Annotated in this window: 6 protein-coding genes; 1 reads left to right on the top strand and 5 read right to left on the bottom strand. The window is 67.6% G+C overall.

All coding sequences use genetic code 11. The features are described from left to right. Positions 1 to 48: 48 nt before the first annotated feature. Positions 49 to 13,257, bottom strand: a complete 13,209-nt coding sequence (locus QZL87_RS18815) for a VCBS domain-containing protein (protein ID WP_295322114.1) — start codon at positions 13,255 to 13,257, stop codon at positions 49 to 51. Between the two features lie 487 nt (positions 13,258 to 13,744). Between QZL87_RS18815 and QZL87_RS18810 the strand changes: the two genes are divergently transcribed. Next, the gene (locus QZL87_RS18810) at positions 13,745 to 14,227 is read left to right on the top strand and encodes a PilZ domain-containing protein (RefSeq protein ID WP_295322112.1); all 483 of its coding nucleotides are present in this window, start codon (positions 13,745 to 13,747) and stop codon (positions 14,225 to 14,227) included. 79 nt (positions 14,228 to 14,306) lie between these two features. Here the strand turns inward: QZL87_RS18810 and QZL87_RS18805 are convergent, their stop codons facing one another. The 4 genes from QZL87_RS18805 to QZL87_RS18790 form a co-directional block, all read right to left on the bottom strand. Beyond that, on the bottom strand, positions 14,307 to 15,893 hold the full coding sequence (locus QZL87_RS18805) for an FAD-dependent oxidoreductase (protein WP_295322110.1): 1,587 nt from the start codon (positions 15,891 to 15,893) through the stop codon (positions 14,307 to 14,309). Positions 15,894 to 16,058: 165 nt separating this feature from the next. Continuing rightward, positions 16,059 to 16,973, bottom strand: coding sequence for a sterol desaturase family protein (locus QZL87_RS18800; RefSeq protein WP_295322108.1), 915 nt, complete (start codon positions 16,971 to 16,973; stop codon positions 16,059 to 16,061). Further along, a complete protein-coding gene (locus QZL87_RS18795) occupies positions 16,966 to 17,370 on the bottom strand; it encodes a hypothetical protein (RefSeq protein ID WP_295322106.1) in 405 nt (134 codons plus the stop codon). The genes QZL87_RS18800 and QZL87_RS18795 overlap by 8 nt, the downstream gene beginning before the upstream one ends. Further along, a complete protein-coding gene (locus QZL87_RS18790) occupies positions 17,367 to 17,801 on the bottom strand; it encodes a TIGR01244 family sulfur transferase (RefSeq protein WP_295322104.1) in 435 nt (144 codons plus the stop codon). Before QZL87_RS18790 ends, QZL87_RS18795 begins: the two co-directional genes overlap by 4 nt. Positions 17,802 to 17,873: the final 72 nt, after the last annotated feature.

Raw genomic sequence — 17,873 nt, 5'->3', positions numbered from 1 at the left:
GTCTCATCGCCCTCCCACTAGGTCTTTCTGGTCCGAAAAATGCGCCGGTCAGGCCGTCGCCAATTGCTGAAGCTCGTGCTCGATCGCCTGATGCGGGACGATCGCCGCGTCGGGCATCACGCGCTGATCGAGGAACTGCGCGAGATCGAAGGCGGGTGCCTCGGCCGCTTGTGCGGCCGCGCCGCCCGCAACGGCGTCGATCAGCTGGTCGACCGCATTGCTCGCTTCGACCGCATCGGCGAGCACGGCGGTTACGGCCGGATCGTGCGTGGCGGCATCGGCGGCGACGGCTTCGGCCGGCAGCGCGGCGAGCGCGAGCAGCCCGTCCATCACGCCCTGATCCGGCGCCGCATGCTCCGCAATCTGGTCGAACAGCGCGTCCGCACCACCCTCGTCGCGGTCGTCGGCCCCCGCATCGGTGCGCCAGTCGCCCCGAGCCTCGTCGATCGAAGCGGGCGCCGGATCGCCGGACTCCGACGCGGTCGAGGGTGCAGGCAGCGCCGCCTTCGTCGGTTCGGATGCCGCTGCGCCCGCGATGTGCGCCGTGGCCGCGTCCGAAATCCCGGCCGCCGCGACGGCGCCGCTTCCCTCGGCCGTATCGACGGCGATCGGATTTTCGCTCACCGTTCTGCTCAGGGCCGGATCATCCTGCTGCGCGTCGTGGACCATCGCGACCAGCGACGCGGCCACCAGCGAGCTCGTCAGCGCCTGCGTGCCCGCCGTCCGTTCGGCGTCGTGCGCCGCGCGCGGGGTGATGAACGACACGTCGCCGACCGCGCCGCGGCTGCCGTCGGTGCGCGTGAAGCTCGCCTCGCCATGGACGATCACCTCGCCGTCGCCCGCGACATAGGCCTGGCCGTCCGAAGTCAGCGCGATGCTGACGATGCCGAGGTCCGCGAGCGAGCGGAACTCGCCCGCGTCGGTGACGCCGTCGCCGTTCGCATCCTGCCACACGCCAAAGCGGGCGAATTCGGCGTCGGCGGCGCTGAGCGTGCCATCGCCATTGCTGTCATATTGCAGCCGCAGCCCTTCGAGGTCGGTCGAGCCGGCAACCGAAAAGCTGGTCTCTCCGCCGTCATTGGCGATGCCGTCGCCATTGGCGTCGCGGACGAGGATGCCGTCGCCGCGCCCGGCCCACGACGTCGCCTCGCGTATGCCGTCGCCGTCATGGTCGAAGGCGGCGCCCGCCGCGGACGACACGAAATCGAGCCCGTCGCCGCCGAGGTCGAGCGTCACCGGCGTGACGCGCGTGCCGATCAGCGTGTTCAAATTGGTGATCGCCACGCCCTGCAGTTCGACGAGGATGTCGTTCGCCGGGTCGGGATTGGTCCCGACCTGCTGATAGACGAAGGTCCGCGTGCCCGCGACGAAAGCAACGGTCGTTCCCGCGGGGCCGATGTCGTTGCGCTGCAGATAATCGACCGCCGCCGCGACGCGCGCATCGCTCGACAAGTCGAGCGCCGCCGAGAAGCTGTTGTTGTCGTCGAACGTGATCACGCCGTCGGTGACCGAATGCGACCGGATCCGTTCGCCATCGACCCTCAAATCCGAATTGTCGCCATCGACCGTCCCGTTTCCGGCGGCGACCGGGGTGCCGGGCAGGTTCAATATGTCGGTCGCCAGATCGAAATCGGTGATCACATCGTGCCCGGTGATCGTCCCGCCATTCCCGCTGCCGCCCAGCGTCGGCCGGCTGTCGCCCGCATTGAACAGATAGGTATCGGCTCCCGCGCCGCCGGTCATGACGTCGCGCCCCGTGCCGCCGGCGATCAGGTCGTCGCCGGCTCCCGCGTTGATCGTATCATTGCCTTCCTGACCGAGGATGACGTCGTTTCCGCCGCCGGCGTCGATCGTGTCATTGCCGCCCGTCCGGCCGCTTTCCTGTGCCAGCTCGGCGTAATTGGCGCGGATATAGGCGATCGTGTCCTGACGATTCCAGTCGGCGCCATTGCCGGCGGGATCGATCGCTTCGGCGTTCACCCGGCCTTCGAGCGTCTGGAACACCGCCCAGCCCGATCCCGGCGCCAGGTTCACGCCGAGATCGGCAGCGAGCGTGTCAGTATAGAGCACGTCGCCGAAAATGACGTCGGCGCCCTCGCCTCCGGTGATCGTGTCGGCTCCGGCCGCGGCGAGGTCGGTCGAGCCGCCGAGCACCTGAAGCACCGCCGCGAGCTGTTCGGCCGACGTCGCGTTGGTCGCGCTGCCGGTTCCGCCCGAAGCATTGCCGTCCTCGACATTGCTCAGGCGGGCGAGCAGCGTCGAATTGACGTTGACCCCGACCGCATCGATCGAATAGCCCGTCGCGAGGATCTGCTGCGGCTCGTTCGTGCCGTCGAAACCGAGTATCTGGTCCATCGAATCCTGGACGTTGTCGGGGTCGCTGTCGCTGCCGTTGCCGCCGTTGTTCCAATAGGTCGGGCTGCCGTCCGAGACGAAGACGACTTTGTTGACGTCGGCGCCCGCGATGCCGTTGCCGCCGTTGATCCAGCTCAGCGCGTCCTGCAGCCCGTCTTCATAGTTGGTGCCGCCGTAAGCGACCATGTCGTTGACGGCATCCTTCGCGTCATCGACCTCGCCCGTCTGGACAACGCCGTTCACGATCAGGTCGAACGTCCCGAGATTTGTGCCGTTCGTATCGAAATCGACGATCGTGATGCGCACATCCTTCGCGCCCGATTGCGACAGGCTGTCGATCAGCGCGTTGACGCCGTTCTTGAGCGCCTGCATCCGCGAAATGGTGCCGCTGCCGAAGTCGATCTGGGTCGTCATGCTGCCCGAGCTGTCGAGCACGAGCACGACATTCGCCTGCTGCCCCTCGGTGATCGTCACCGAACCGGGATCGCCGACGAGCGTGTCGTCGAACGCGCCGCCCGCGATCGCTCCGTCGGCCAACCCTTGGGGATTGGCGACGACATGGTCGGTCGTCTCGCCGGCGACGTCGCCGGTCGCCGATCCGATGACGAGCAAAGGCGGGGCGGTGGTGATCGCGAGCGAGCCCGGCGCCGTGTCGCCGTCGCCATCGACGATCGTCACCGGGACGTTGAAATTCACCGGATCCTCGGTCTGCACCACCGCGCCGAAATCGCCGATCTTGAACGTGTTGCCGCCGGCGTGGTGGAATTCGATGCTGTTGTAGCCGTCGGCGGTGAAGCCCGCGAGGCGCGTGTTGTCGACGACTCCCGCGACGGTCGCTTCGCCGCCGCTGAAACTGACCGTATAGCTTTGCCCGCCGACATTATAGGTGCCCGCCGCGGTCACGATCAGCGTCGCGCCGTTGAAGCTGATCGCCACCCCGGTGATGCTGTCCTTGACCCCGTCGCCGACGTCATTATCGCTGTCGAGATCGTCGCGCGCGACGATGCGGACGCTGCTGCTGCCAGTGATGTTCGAAAAGCTCGCCGACGCCCCGTTCGCCGAATAATGCGAATCGAAGGCGTGGTTCTGATTGGCCGGTGTGGCATAGTTGCCATTGACCGGATTTCCGGTGAGATCGACCACGAAATCGACGCGCACGGCTTCGCCCGAGCCGACGCTATTGCCGCCCGAAACGCCGAATGTGTTATCGTTCGAGTTGATCGTGCCGCCATCGGCTCCGCTGATCATCGGAGTGACGAGTATGTCCGGGCTATTGTTGTCGCCCGGCTTCACGAAGCCAACCCAGGCCGTATTGCCGCCGACGGGATCATAGCCGCCGTCGTCGAAATCGACCGTCGCAGTCGAATCGAGCTTCTCGACCATCTCGACCTGATATTGGTCGGCATGGCCTGCCGGTTGCAGGCGGATGATGAAGACGTCGTCGCCGTTCGGCTTTTCGGCGGTGAGGACGGTGCCGTCCGGCGAAATGCCGTAGCTCAGCGCCTGGCCGCCCGAAGTGAGGTTCTGGCTTTCGAGCGCGGCGATCGTCGCAGCGGTGAAGATGACGCTGCCCGGCCCGTCGCCGCCATAATTATTGTCGACGTCGAGATCGGCATCGAGCGCCTGATAGACCGACGATCCGGGCGCGTTGATCAGCGCCGCCGCCAGCGGCGCGATCGCGACGGGCGAATCATCCTCAAGCCCGATCGTCAGCGCACTCGCGTTGGTGACCGTCGCCGTGCCGTCGAAGACGCTGACCGGCACGACGAGCGACAGCGCGTCCTCCTGCGTCGTGTCGGGATGGTCGATCGGCCCGAGCAGCGAGACGGTGAAATTGCCGCCGTTGTCGATCGCAACGCTGATCACCGTCTCGGTCCCGGCCTTGCCCAGCAGCAATTGCGGGTTGGTCGTGTCCCATAGGATCGGCACACCGCCCGAGGAGAGCGCCGTCGCGGGCGCGCCGAGCGACAGCATCAGCGCGTCGCCATCAACGTCGCCGACCGCGATGGTGCCGGTGCGGACGGTGAGATCGGTCGTATCGATCGTTCCGGCATTATCGGGGAAGCCGCCCGCCAGCCCCTCGTCCGACACGGCGGTCGTCGCCGATCCGATCACCGGCAGGTCGTTCGTGCCGTCGATCCGGATCGTCAGCGTCGTTGTCGAGGTGTCGCCGTCGCCGTCGGTGATCGTATAGGTGAAGGTCTCGGTCAGCGTCTCGCCGACGCCGAGCGCCTGCACCGCCGCATTGCCGTTGTCGAGCGTATAGGTGTAGCCGCCGCCCGCGTTCAGCGTCAGCGAGCCATAGCTGCCGGCCAGTGCCGCGCCGACATTCCCCGTCACGGCCGTCGCCGATGTCCCTGCCGCGACGCCGGTCACACTCGCGCCATCGGCGCCAGCTGTGTCGGCGCTGCCCGGCGCGTTGGTGGTTCCGACGCCGGTGATGACATTGCCCGTCGCGTCGCCGGCATCCTCGGCCACCGCATCACTGTCGGGGCGCGCGGTCGGCACGTCGTCGATGATCGCGATCGACAGAAGGCTGTCGACATTGTCGCCGTCGGTGTCGGTGAGCTCGACGGGGAAATCCTCGAACAGGCTGTTCTCGCCCTGGACGCTCGCATGCGTTTCGGCCGCGGTCAGCGTATAGCTGTAGCTGACCTCGCCGGTCGCGGCGTTGTAGGCCGTGATGTTCAGCATATTGCCGAGCGGCGTGGGGATCGCCGCGGGCGTGAAGACGCCGTTGTTGACCACCTGTACGCCGTGGATCGACAGATTGGCGACGCCGTCGGGCGCCGAGATATTGAAGCTACCCGTCGTGGTCAGCGATTCCTTGGTCGTGTCCGACCCGGCGGGCAGGTCGTCCTCGTCCACCGTCGCGTCGCCGCCGTCCAGCTTGGGCGTCAGATTGGTGATCGTCACCCCGTCGTCGGTGCCGGTCAGCGTGATCGTCAGCGTCGCGGGATCGCTGTCCCCGTCCTTGTCGGTGAGCGTATAGGTGAAGATATCGGTCAGCGTCGCCCCAGGGGCGAGCGCGTCGATGGCGGCCTGTCCGGCGGGGGTCAGCATATAGGTCTGGGTTCCGTCGGGATTGACGGTGATCGTGCCGTAGCTGCCGGTCAGGCTGGTGAAGCTGCGGCTGCCGAAGCCATCGGCGCCGTTGTTGTCGTTGGTGTCGACATCGAAGGTGACGAAGCTCGGACCGCCTTCGGTCAGCCCCGCGCTATCGTCCTCCGCCACCGGCGCGTCGTCCCGGAAGACGAGGTTCTGGCCGATATTCGCCGTTGCCGCCGCCGTGTCGCCGTCGCCGTCGGTGACCGTCGCGGTCAGGGTGATCAGGTTGTCGGCAACCAGACCCGTCGGCTGATCGGCCCCGCTGTCGGGCGCATGGACCACGGCGCGGATCTGGTCGAGCGTGACCGTCCCGTTCGCCGCGACGCTGAGCGTGAAGACAAGCGCGTCCGACATCGCGGTCCGCCCCTCGACCACGCCGCCGACGACGCTGAGGACGACGGCTTCGTTGGTGGCGGTGTCGAGCAGCCCCGTCGCCCCGGCGTTGATGCCGAGCGCATAGGTCGTCGCATTCGCCGCCGCGGCGCCGTCGGCGCCGAACACCGGCGTGAACACCGAAGCGAAGCTGGCCTGCGCATCGGTGCCGAGCGCGGTTTCATCGACTGTCAGGACCGGCTGCGCGCCGCCTGCGGTCACCGTCGGCGCATCGTCGTCAAAGGCAATTTCGAGCGTGCCGTTCGCAGGCGACCCGTCGCTGTCGGTGACGGTGAAGGTCAGCGTCGCGGTGGCGTCATTCTCGTCGCCGCCGCCGGCGTGCAGGACATTGTCGAGCAATGTCACCTTATAGGCGCCCACCGCGCTGTCGGTCACTTCGACGGTGAACAGGGGGCCGCGCGGTCCCGTACCGGTCAGCGTGCCGGTGCCCGCGTTCCAGGCGAGCTGGACCGATTCCTGACCGACATTGACGAACAGCCCGTCCATCGCGGCGAAATCGACCGAACCCGCGCCGTCGCCCCCGAAATCGAGGTTCAGCAGGCCGCTGAAGGTCGCCTGATCATTATCGCCATCGCTGTCCGCATCGGGCAGGTCGCCCGCGGTGCTCGCGGGATTGCCTCCGGCGAGCGCATCGTCGTCGACCGACGCCTGCGTCGTGCCCGCGGTCGGGGCATTGGCGTCGGTGATCGTGAAAGCGATCGGCGCACTCGATGTGTCGTTATCGCCGTCGGTGACCGTATAGGTCGCCGAGGCGCTCCCCGTCCCCGGCACCGCGGCATCGGCGGTGAAGCTGTAGCTGCCGTCGGCCTTTACCTTGATCGTGCCGTCGCCGATGTCGATGGTCTGCGAAAAGCCGTCGCCGCCGAATATCAGCGTCGTGCCGTTGATCGCCGTGACGCTCGCGCCGTCGGCGCCCTCGACGAAATCGAGCGTACCGGTGACGGTCGCGCCCTCGGCGACATTCTGGTTGGGCTCGGGCGAAGCCGCCGGCACGTCATCGATGACCCGGACGTCGAGGCTCGCATTTCCAACCGACCCGTCGCTGTCGGTCACGGTGACCGCAAAACTGTCGATCACATTGTCCTCGCCCGCCGCCGGATGGGTCAGCGTATTGTCATCGAGCACATATTCGTAAGTGAAGGTGCCGCCGATCACCGAACCGTCGCTCGCGGTGACGGGGGTAAAGCCGGTGATCGTCACCGTGCCGAACGCACTCGTCGTCGTCAGGCCGGGCGTGAAGACGCCGTTCACCATCACCTGCGCGGTGCCGATGGTGACGTCGTCGAGACCGTCGGGCGCGGTGACGGTGAAGTCGCCCGTCTGGGTCAGCGCCGCGGCATCGGGCGACGATCCGTCAGGAAGATCGTCTTCGTTCACGACCTCTTCGCCGCCCGGGACCGCGAGGCCATTGATCGTCACGCCGTCGTTGGCGCCGTTGATCGTGATCGTCAGCGTCGTCGTCGCGGGATCGCCGTCGCCGTCGGTGATCGTGTAGGTGAAAGTCTCGGTCAGCGTCTGACCGGCGGAGAGGCCCTGCACCGCGCTGTTCGCATTATCGAGCGCATAGGAATAGCTGCCGTCGGCGTTCAGCGTCAGCGTGCCATAGGTGCTGACGAGCGGCGCGCCGACCGTGCCGCCGACGAGCGCGGTGACGGTCGCGCCGTCGGCGCCCTGCGTATCGGCGGCGCCATCGGTGGCGTTCGCGTCGCCGCCGCCGTTGCCGGTCAGGACGTTGCCGTCTGCGATCAGCGCTCCGTCCTCGGTCACGCTGTCGACATCGGGGTTCGCCGCCGGAATATCGTCGATGACCTGCACGGTGACGACGCCGGTTGCGGGGTCGCCGTCGGTATCGGTCGCCTGCACGGTGACCGTTCCCAGCGCCTGCGTCTGCGCGGCATTGGCGATCGCGTGCGGCAGATTGTCGGCGAGGGTGACGGTGACGCTGGCATTCGCCGTCGCGCCGGGCGCAATGCTCGCGGGCGCGGTCAGGCTGATCGTGATCGCGGCGGGGCCGCCCAGCGTCAGCGAGCCGGTGATCGTCTGCCCACCCGGCGCCATCGACCAGAAGATGTCGGTGCCCGCGCCGTCGAGATTGGCGACGAGATCCGCGACCCCGGTAAAGGCGAAGCCCGAAAGCGTGTCCGACCCCGCCGTGAAGGCAAGGGTGCCGCTGTCGGTCTCGTCCAGACTTGCCGGATTGCTGCCGATCGTATCGAGCGCCGCCTCGTTCACGGTCAGCGTGATCGGCGTCGCATCCACCGGGCCCGCGCCGTCGGTGATCGCGATCGTCAAGCTGTCCGACGTCGGATCGCCGTCGCGATCGACCGCCGACAGGGTGAAGGTCGCGGACGGATTCGCGGCGCCATCCTGATCGTTCGCCGCCGCGAAGCTGAAGCTGCCATCAGCGCCCACCGTCAGCGTGCCCGTCGGCTGGACGATCGATACGCTGCTCCCCGGCGTCAGCGACAGCGTCGCGCTGCCGCTGCCGAAGCTGACGAGCACCGACGCGACGCCGTCGGCGCCCTGATCGAGCGTCCATGTGCCGCTCGCACTCGCGCCCTCGACGACGCTGACCGGCGTGTCGGAAACGGTGAGCGTCGGCAGATCGTCGACGATCGTGACGTCGAACGCGCCCGACGACGCGGTGCCGTCGCTGTCGGTGACGGTGAAGCCGATGTTCGCGAGCAGATCGCTGTCCTCGCTGCCCGCAAGCGCCTGATCGACCGCCTGCGACAGCGTGACCGTATAACCATAGGTGACTTCGGTCGCGCCGGGGCCGGCGGCCGGGCTCGTCAGGGCGATGCGGATCACTTCGTTGCCGCCGGCCGAGCCGACGAGATCGGCGCCGTCCTTGGCGAAGGTCACCGGCACGCCTCCGACGGTGAGCTGCGTGTCGAGCGCCGCGGCATCGTTGAGGACGAGCGAACCCGCGAGTGTCGCGGGCACGTCGCTGCCGAAATCGACGGTGATCGTCCCGCTCGCGCTCGCGCTGCCCGTCGAGCTTACCTCGCCCGCGAGGCCATTGTCGATGTTCGCGCCCGAAAGCCCGTCCTCGTCGACCGTCACATCATCGGCATTGCGGATCTGCGGCGCCGAATCGGCGACGAGCGTGATCGTCGCGGTGGCGACGTCACTGTCGCCGTCGCCGTCGGTGATGCGATATTGGAAGCTGACGGTGCCGCTTTCCTGCGCCGCGGGGGTGTAAGTGAAGCTGCCGTCGCCATTGTTCACGAGTGCGCCGGTGCCGGTCAACGATCCGGCCACCAGTTCGACCGCGCCGGGCTGCACGCTGTCGGCACCCTGGACGTCGTTGGCGAGCACATCGATCGTCACCGGCGCATTTTCCGGCGTCTGCGTCGTACCGTCGTCGATCGCGTCGGGCACGTCGTCGGTGATCCGGATGCCGATCGCCGCGCTGGCGCTCGACCCGTCGGCATCGGTGACGGTGACGCCGACGCTGTCGGTGCGGTCATCCTGTCCCGCCGCCGGATGGTCGGCACGGTTGTCGGTCAGGACATAGCTGTAGGTGAAGTTGCCGCCGATCACCGATCCGTCGCCGCCGGTCACGGGCGTGAAACCGGTGACCGAGAGCGTGCCATATGCGGTGACGACCGATTGCGGCGTGAAGCTGCCGTCGGCGGTGACGAGCGTCAGCGGCGCGCCGAGCGGCACGCCGTTGAAGCTGTCGAGCACGACGCTGCCCATGCCGTCGGGAGTCGATACGGCGAAACTATCGCCATCGGTCACGCCGTCGGGGGTCGTATCCGACCCCGGCGCTTCGCCGGCGCGCACCGGCAGATCATCTTCGTCGACCAACAGTTCGGCGCCCGCGGCGTCAAGACCGGTGATCGTCACGCCGTCGTCGGCGCCATTGATCGTGATCGTCAGCGTCGTCGTCGCGGGATCGCCGTCGCCATCGGTGATCGTGTAGGTGAAGATTTCGGTCAGCGTCTCGCCCGCCGACAGGCCCTGCACCGGTTGCGCGCCATTATCGAGCACATAGCTGTAGCTGCCGTCGCCATTCAGCGTCAGCACCCCATAGGCGCCCGCCAGCCCCGCGCCGACGCTGCCCGCCGTCGCGCCGAAGCTCACCGCCGTCACGCTCGCGCCGTCGGCGCCCTGCGTATCGAGGACGCCGTCGGTGCCGTTCGCATCGCCGCCACCGCCGCCGATCAGCACATTGCCGTCGGCGATCAGCGGCCCGTCCTCGGTCACGCTGTCGGTGTCGGGACGCGCCGTCGGCACGTCATCGACGATGTCGATCACCAGCGTGTCGGTCGCGGTGTCGCCGTCGCTGTCGGTCACCACCGCGGTGAAGCTGTCGAAGCTGTCGTCCCCCGACGTGTTGGTGGCGAGCGTATAGCTGTAGCTGTAGGCGCCGCCGCTCTCCGTCACGGTCAGCACGCCGATGGGCGTCGTCACGGTGCCGCCGGCGGTCACGTCGACGCCGTTGATCACGAGCGATGCGACGCTGTCGTTGCCAGTGGTCAGCGCGAAGCTGCCCGTCGCCGTCTCGCTGTCCGAGGCAAAGTTCGAGCCGTTCGGCAGCCCCGCCTCGTCGACGCTGTTGTCGGCGCCCAGATCGATCGCCGGGACCGAATCCTTCGCGAGCGTCACCGTCACCGTCGCGGTCGATGTATCGCCGTCGCCATCGGTGATCGTGTAGGTGAAGCTGTCCTCGCCTTCCTGCCCCGCCGTCGGAGTATAGGTGAAGGTGCCGTCGCCATTGTAGACGGCCGTGCCCTTGGCGGGCGCGGTCGCGAGCGCAACGCCGGTCGCGGGATCGACGCCATCGGCGCCGCGCACGTCGTTCGTCAGCACGTCGATGACGACCGGCGTGTCTTCGGCCGCGCCCGCGCTGTCGTCGGCCGCCATCGGGACATCGTCGATGATGCGCACGTCGAGGCTGGCGTTCGCGCTCGACCCGTCGCTGTCGGTGACGGTGACGGCAAAGCTGTCGGTGACGTCGTCCTCGCCGGCGGCCGCGTGCGTCAGCGTGTTGTCGGCGAGCACATAGTCATAGGTGAAGGTGCCGCCGATCACCGAGCCGTCGGCGCCGGTGACGGGCGTGAATCCGGTGATGTTAATCGTGCCGAGCGGGCTGGTCGCGGTGCCGGGTGCGAAGACGCCGTTGGTCACGACCTGCACCCCGCCGACGCTCACATTGCCGAGGCCGTCGGGGGTCGAGACGCTGAAGCTGCCGTCCTGCGTCAGCGCCGCGGTGTCGGGCGAGGAGCCGTCGGCGAGATCATCCTCGTCGACGATAAGCTCGGCGCCCGCGGCGTCGAGGCCGTCCACCGTCACGCCGTCGTCGGTGCCGTTGATCGTGATCGTGAGCGTCGTCGTCGAGGTGTCGCCGTCGCCGTCGGTGATCGTATAGGTGAAGGTCTCGGTCAGCGTCTGACCGGCCGAAAGACCCTGCACCGGCTGCGATGCGTTATCGAGAACATAGGAATAGCTGCCGTCGCCGTTCAGCGTCAGCACCCCATAGGCGCCCGCGAGCGGTTCGCCCACGCTGCCGCCCGCCAGCCCGGTCACGACCGCGCCGTCGGCGCCTTGAGTGTCGGCGACGCCGTCGGTCGCATTGGCGTCGCCGCCACCCAAGCCCGTGAGCACATTGCCGTCGGCGGTCGCCGGACCGTCCTCGGCCACGCTGTCGCTGTCGGCGCGCGCGGTCGGCGCGTCATCGACGATTTCGATGTCGAGCGTATCCGACGCCGCGTCGCCGTCGGCATCGGTGATGACGAGATCGAAGCTGACCGTCGTACCCTCGCCGTCGAGCGTGTTGTCGATCAAAGTATAGACATAGGTGACCGATCCCTCGCCGGTCGCGGGATCGAAGCTGTAGCCGGTGACGACGAGCGTTCCGGTCGCGTCGCTCGATACCGTCTGCGGCAGCGCGCCGGGCGTCAGCACCGTGCCGCCGATCGCGACGCTGCCGACCCCGTCGACCGCAGTGAAGGTGATGGTGCCGCTGGTCGAAGCGCCACCACCTCCACCGCCCCCGAAGGCCGAACCCGGGGTCTCGCCGTCGCGGCCCGGCAGGTCGGCTTCGTATACGATGGTCCCGCCATCACCTTCGCCCGGGACGAAGGTGATGACGGTCGGCGCGTCGGCGATACGGATGGTCAGGGTCGCCGTCGATGTATCGCCGTCGCCGTCGGTAATTTGATAGGTGAAGATATCGTCGACGCCGCCCGGCGTGCCGGGATCGCGGGCGTAGGAATAGCTGCCGTCGGCGCCGATCGTCAGCACGCCATATTGGCCCTGCACCGTCCCCGGCGCGGCAAAACCGCCTTCGCCGTCGGCGCCGCGGATGCCCGTCAGCACCGCATCGTCGGCGCCCGGCGTGTCGGCGCCCGCCGCACCGCTCGTCGTCCCCGCGCCGGTCAGCACATTGCCCGCCTCGGGCGCGAAGCTGCTCGCCGCGACCGCGTCGGTGTCGGCGCGCGCGGTCGGAACGTCGTCGACGACGTCGATCGTCAGCGTCGCGGTGGCGGTGTCGCCGTCGCGGTCGGTGACGGTGACGGTGAAGATGTCAGCCGGGTCGCTATTCGCGTCGCTGTTGTCGGCGAGCGTATAGCTATATCCGACATTGCCCGGCGTCAGGCTGGTGATGGTGAGCTGGCCGAGCGGCGTCGTGACGACCTGGCCGACGGCGGTGATCGCCGTGCCGTTGATCGTGATCGCGCCGAGGCCGTCGGCCGCGTCATAGACGATCGATCCGGTCGTGGTTTCGCTGTCCGCGCCGCTATCGCTGCCCGCGGGCTCGCCCTCGCGCACCGGCAGCCCCGCCTCGTCGACGCTCGCGGTGGCGGCCGATGCCCCGGCGGGCTGGTCGGGGGTGACGATCACCACTTCGGGCTCGTCGTCGGGAAGGTCGGGGATCAGCTCGCGGTCTTCGGGCTGCGGAAAGGCGAGTTCGGTGTAGGGCAGAAGATCGCCGATCGCATAGGCGTCCTGGATCGGCCCTTCGGGGTCGGCGAAATTGCCGCCCGAGCTGCGGGTGCCGGCTTCGGGATTGAGTTCGCCGAGATTTTCGAGCAGCTGCGCGACGGTGCTGGCGGGCACGGTGTCGCCCTCGATGACGATCGACGGAATGTCGACCGCGCCGTTCGGGATGATCAGCACCTGCCCGTTCGGCAGCGTGACGATCAGGTCGGCGCCCGACACGCCGATGTCGTCGATCGACGCGCCGGCGGGCAGGACGACGCGTCCGCTCGCGTCGGGAACGAGGATCGCCTGGATCGCGAGCGGCAGCGCCGACGCCGCGGCGGTGACATGCGCGGCGGCGGCCAGGAAATCGCCGTCCGGCGCGGCGCGGTTCGACGGATCGGCCGGTGCGCCTTCGCGTTGCAGTCCTGCGGTTCCGTTACGGGCCGGATTGTCGAAACCATCCATGTCAATTTCCCTCGCACGCACTTCGCCCTGCCGCGAAAGCGGCACAGCAAAATTCCACCAATGTCAGTGCGACCCACTGTCCGAGCGACTCGGACCTTCCCCGCCCATCAGGAGAGCATGGATTCTCGAGACTCCGCAAGCGTGTTAACAATTTTTTAGGAAGCACCGCCTCGAAGCCAAGCCTCGCCCTTGCGACGCAACATTTCTCTATAGAAGAATCTTACTATTCAATTAGTTGAAATATCTTCCCGGAACGGCGCCGGGTTCGCATCGTCGCGATTCTGTCTCAATTCGGTCCACGAGATGCAACGGTTCGTCGCATGCACTTCCCGCTCACAGGGGAGAATCCGTTTAATTGTTAAGTCGCCAGCATCGCTGTCCGGCCGCCGTTCCGCCCGGCATTTTTGCACTCCGGTCCCGCGGCCAGGGCAGCGACAAGGCAATATTAAGCTTGTCGCGCGATAGCTGTTCGCCAAAGGAGGTGCCGGTGAGATCGCTGCTGGCCCATATCGCGGAACCCGCCCCGACCGTCGACCGCAGGCGGACGCAGCGGCGCACGCTGCGGCTCGACGTCGCGGCGCGATCGGCGACAAGCGAGGCGGCGGTCGTCATCCGGAACCTGTCGCGAACGGGCCTGTTGATCGAGACCGACGCCGCCTTCGCACTCGGCGAAACCTTCCTGCTCGTCCTGCCCGAACTGGGCGCCGCCCCGGCGCGCGTCGTTCGCGCGGAGGGCAGGCGCTTCGGATGCGAATTTCTGACGCCCGTGCCGGCGAGCGCGATCAGCGCCGCGCTGCTCAAGTCGTCCTATGACGAGGCCGCGGGCGGCGACGCGGGCGCGACAGCCGATTTCGGCGAGCTTTATCCGCGCCGCCCTTCGAGCGCGATCCTCTTCACCGCGCTGACGGCGCTGTTCAGCGCCGTGATCCTCCTCTTCATCGTCGCGCTCGCGTCGCTGACCTTCTCCTGAGCCGGCCGGTTCGAAAAGCGGCATTGGGGGCGGTATTCCGCCGCCCGGAAAGGGTGAAAAGATGGATGGAGCACCACCCTCAGTTCAGCGCCGCCGTCACGAAATCCACCGCGCGCTCGCCGATCATGATGCTCGGCGCGTTGGTGTTGCCGCTGACCAGCCGCGGCATCACGCTCGCATCGGCGACCCACAGCCCCTCGACGCCCTTGAGCTTCAGCGCCGGATCGACGACCGCATCGGCGTCGCTGCCCATGCGGCACGTGCCGACGGGGTGATAGACGGTGTCCGCGCGGCTGCGGATCAGCGCGTCGAGCGCCGCGTCGTCGTCGAGATCGACCGGATGCCGGTCGACTCCCGCATAATCCGACAGCGGCGGCGCGGCGGCGATCCGGTGCATCATCCGCACGCCCGCGCGCAGCGTCGCCATGTCGCGCGCGTCGGTCAGGAAGCCCGGATCGATCAGCGGCGCCGCGGCGGCATCGCCCGACGCCAGCGTCACGCTCCCCCGGCTTTCGGGGCGCAGCACGCAGGCGTGGCACGAAAAGCCATGCCCCTTCACCTTGGTGCGGCCATGATCCTCGAGCATCGCCGGGACGAAATGATATTGAATGTCGGGCGCCGGCAGGTCGGGCCGCGATTTCCAGAAGCCGCCCGCCTCGGCGAAACAGGTCGTCATGATCCCGGTGCGATGCCGGCGATGCTCGAAGATCGCCTTGACCATGCGCCATGTGCCGCCCGCGCTGTCGCCGAACGGATCGGCCGAGCGCGTCTCCCAGCTCGACACATAGTCGATATGGTCCTGCAGATTTGCGCCGACACCGGCGCGGTCGAGCGCGACCTCGATCCCCTTGTCCCTGAGGTGCGCGCCGGGCCCGATCCCCGACAGCATCAAAATCTGCGGACTGTTGAAGGCGCCCGCCGACAGGATCACTCCACCCCGCGCGCGCAGCGTTTCGCGGCTGCGTCCGCGCCGGATCACCACCCCCGTCGCGCGCCCGTCTTCGATCAGGATCTTCTCGACCAAGGCGCCCGTCCGCACCTTGAAATTGCCACGTTCGCGCAAAGGTTCGACATAGGCGCGCGCCGCCGACCAGCGTTCGCCGCCCTTCTGCGTCACCTGATAGAGGCCGAAGCCTTCGTTGCTCGGACCGTTGAAATCGGCGGTGCGCGGCAATTGCAGCGCAGCCGCGCTTTCGACGAAGCGCCGGCTCGTCACATTGGGCCAGCGCTGATCCATGACGTTGAGCGGGCCGCCGCTGCCGTGAAACTCGTCGGCGCCGCGCTCATTATGCTCGGCGCGCTTGAAATAAGGCAGCACGTCGGCATAGCTCCACCCCGTCGCGCCCAGAGAAGCCCACTGGTCGTAATCGAAAGCATGCCCCCGAATATAGACCATCGCATTGATCGCGCTCGACCCGCCGAGTCCGCGGCCGCGCGGCTGGTAACCGATGCGGCCGTTCAGGCCCGGCTGCGGCACCGTCTCGTATCGATAATTCGACGATTTGGGGATGAAGGGCATGAAGCCCGGCGTCTTGACGCGGACCGTGTCGTTGCGCCCGCCCGCCTCGACCAGGCAGACGCTGCGCTTGCCGCCCTCGGCAAGCCGCCCCGCCGCAGCGCTCCCCGCGCTGCCGCCGCCGATGACGATGATGTCGAATTGCTCCATGCTTGCGACTCTCCCTCGCGCCGCCTGCTGGCGGTCGCCAAGGTGCTTACATGAATGTCATTAGGGGGCGAGGCAAGAGAAACACGTCGCCCCCGCGAAGGCGGGGGCCGCAGTCAGCCTTGCGTTACATCGATAGCGGCCCCGCCTTCGCGGGGGCGACGATCTCTACCCGGCCGGCTCGTCAACCGCTCGCCCCGCCGCCCAGCGTTCCTTTATCATCGCGCTCGTCGCGCGGCTGCCGTCGTGGCTCCAGCCGGGCTCGCGCCACATATAGGAGAGCTTGTGCTTCCACGGCGCGTGCCAGACGTCCTTGGCGATCCCGACCCACTCATGGACCGCGGCCCAGAGGATGTTGAAGCTGCCGAGTTGCTTGACGATCCCGTAACGCACCGGCTCATCGTCGCGTTCGGGAACGAAGCTGCCGAACATCTTGTCCCAGATGATGAAAACCCCGGCATAATTGGCGTCGAGATAGCGCGGGTTCACCCCGTGATGGACACGATGATGCGACGGGGTGTTCATCACCGCCTCGAACCATTTGGGCAGCCGCCCGATCGCCTCGGTATGGATCCAGAACTGATAGATCAGGTTCAGGCCCGCGCAGAAGAACACCATCGCGGGCGGAAAGCCGATCAGGAACAAGGGCAGGCGGAACAGGAAGGTCAGGCTGAAGAAGCCCGTCCATGTCTGCCGGAGCGCGGTCGACAGATTATAATGCTGGCTCGAATGATGGATGACATGGCTCGCCCAGAACCAGCGCACGCGGTGTGCGCTGCGGTGAAAGGCGTAATAGGCGAGATCGTCGAGGAAGAAGCAGAGGATCCACGCCCACCACCAGGTGCGGAATGCGATGCCGATGTCGAACAGCCGGAACTGATAGACCCACACCGACATGCCGATCACCGCCGCGCCGACGAATGCGCCCGCGACCTGGCTGCCGGTGCCGAGCATCAGCGAGGTCAGCGTGTCGCGCGCCTCGTAGCGGCTCCTGTCGCGGCGCAGCGAGACGATCATCTCGACGATCAGCAGCAGGATGAAACCCGGCACCGCATAGACGACGGGATCGGGCAGCTCAGCCACGAACAATCTCCCGCATTCGCGATGCCCACATCCCCGCATCCTTCCCCAGCTGCAACGTCACCGCGCCGAACGTCTTCTCCGGCATCGTCAATGTCAGGAATTCCTTGTCGAGCCGGCCGATCACGCTGGCATCGACCGGCCGCGCCGCGAAATGATTGCCGTGCGCGCGCACCAGCAGCATCCGCCCCTCGGCATTGCGGACGATCGCGGCAAAGCCCGCGCGGTCGCGCCCGACCTCGATCCCGCGAAACCCCGCCTCGGCCTCTTCGGCGAGCCGGATTGCCTGGGCGTCGTCCGCGATCCGCGGATCGGCGCCGAGCCCCATCCGGCCGACCAGCCAGGCGACGAACAGCACCGCGGCGAGCGACGCGCCCGTCTGGACGAGCACCGCCGTCATCTTTCCCCCGAAAGCGCGTCCAGCATCGGCCGCAGCCCCGTCAGGTCATAGCCCGCCTTCGCCGCCGCCTCGACGATCCCGCCGACATCGTCGCCCGCGCGCGCGCGGGCCAGCGCCCATAGATGCGTCGAGCGCGTGCCCGAGCGGCAATAGGCGAGGATCGGCCCCGTTGCGCCCGCCAGCAATTTGTCGAGCGCGTCGATCTGCGCATGGCTGAACCCCGCATGGCCGATCGGGATCGCGGCATAGGCGAGCCCTTCGGCGGCGCAGGCGGTGGAGATATGCTCGCCCTGCGGCGCCCCCGGTTCCTCGCCGTCGGGCCGGTTGTTCACCACCATCGCAAAGCCCTGCGCCTTGGCCTCGGCGACATCTTCGATGCCGATCTGCGGCGCGACGCTGAACTGGGCGGACAGGGGACGAAAATCGCTCATACCGACGATCTACTCCCGACGCCCGCTTGCTGACAAGCGTGAAGGTGCGAATGCGGCCGGGGATGGCGGCTT

This window comes from uncultured Sphingopyxis sp. (genome assembly GCF_900078365.1).
Taxonomy (GTDB): domain Bacteria; phylum Pseudomonadota; class Alphaproteobacteria; order Sphingomonadales; family Sphingomonadaceae; genus Sphingopyxis.
Note: the sequence above shows the minus strand (reverse complement) of the source record. Positions and strands in the feature narration are given on the sequence as shown.

Bases quoted from the DNA above. Each gene is read 5' to 3' on its own strand.
- QZL87_RS18795 (WP_295322106.1), bottom strand. From the start codon at position 17,370: ATGACGGCGGTGCTCGTCCAGACGGGCGCGTCGCTCGCCGCGGTGCTG.
- QZL87_RS18805 (WP_295322110.1), bottom strand. From the start codon at position 15,893: ATGGAGCAATTCGACATCATCGTCATCGGCGGCGGCAGCGCGGGGAGC.
- QZL87_RS18815 (WP_295322114.1), bottom strand. From the start codon at position 13,257: ATGGATGGTTTCGACAATCCGGCCCGTAACGGAACCGCAGGACTGCAA.
- QZL87_RS18790 (WP_295322104.1), bottom strand. From the start codon at position 17,801: ATGAGCGATTTTCGTCCCCTGTCCGCCCAGTTCAGCGTCGCGCCGCAG.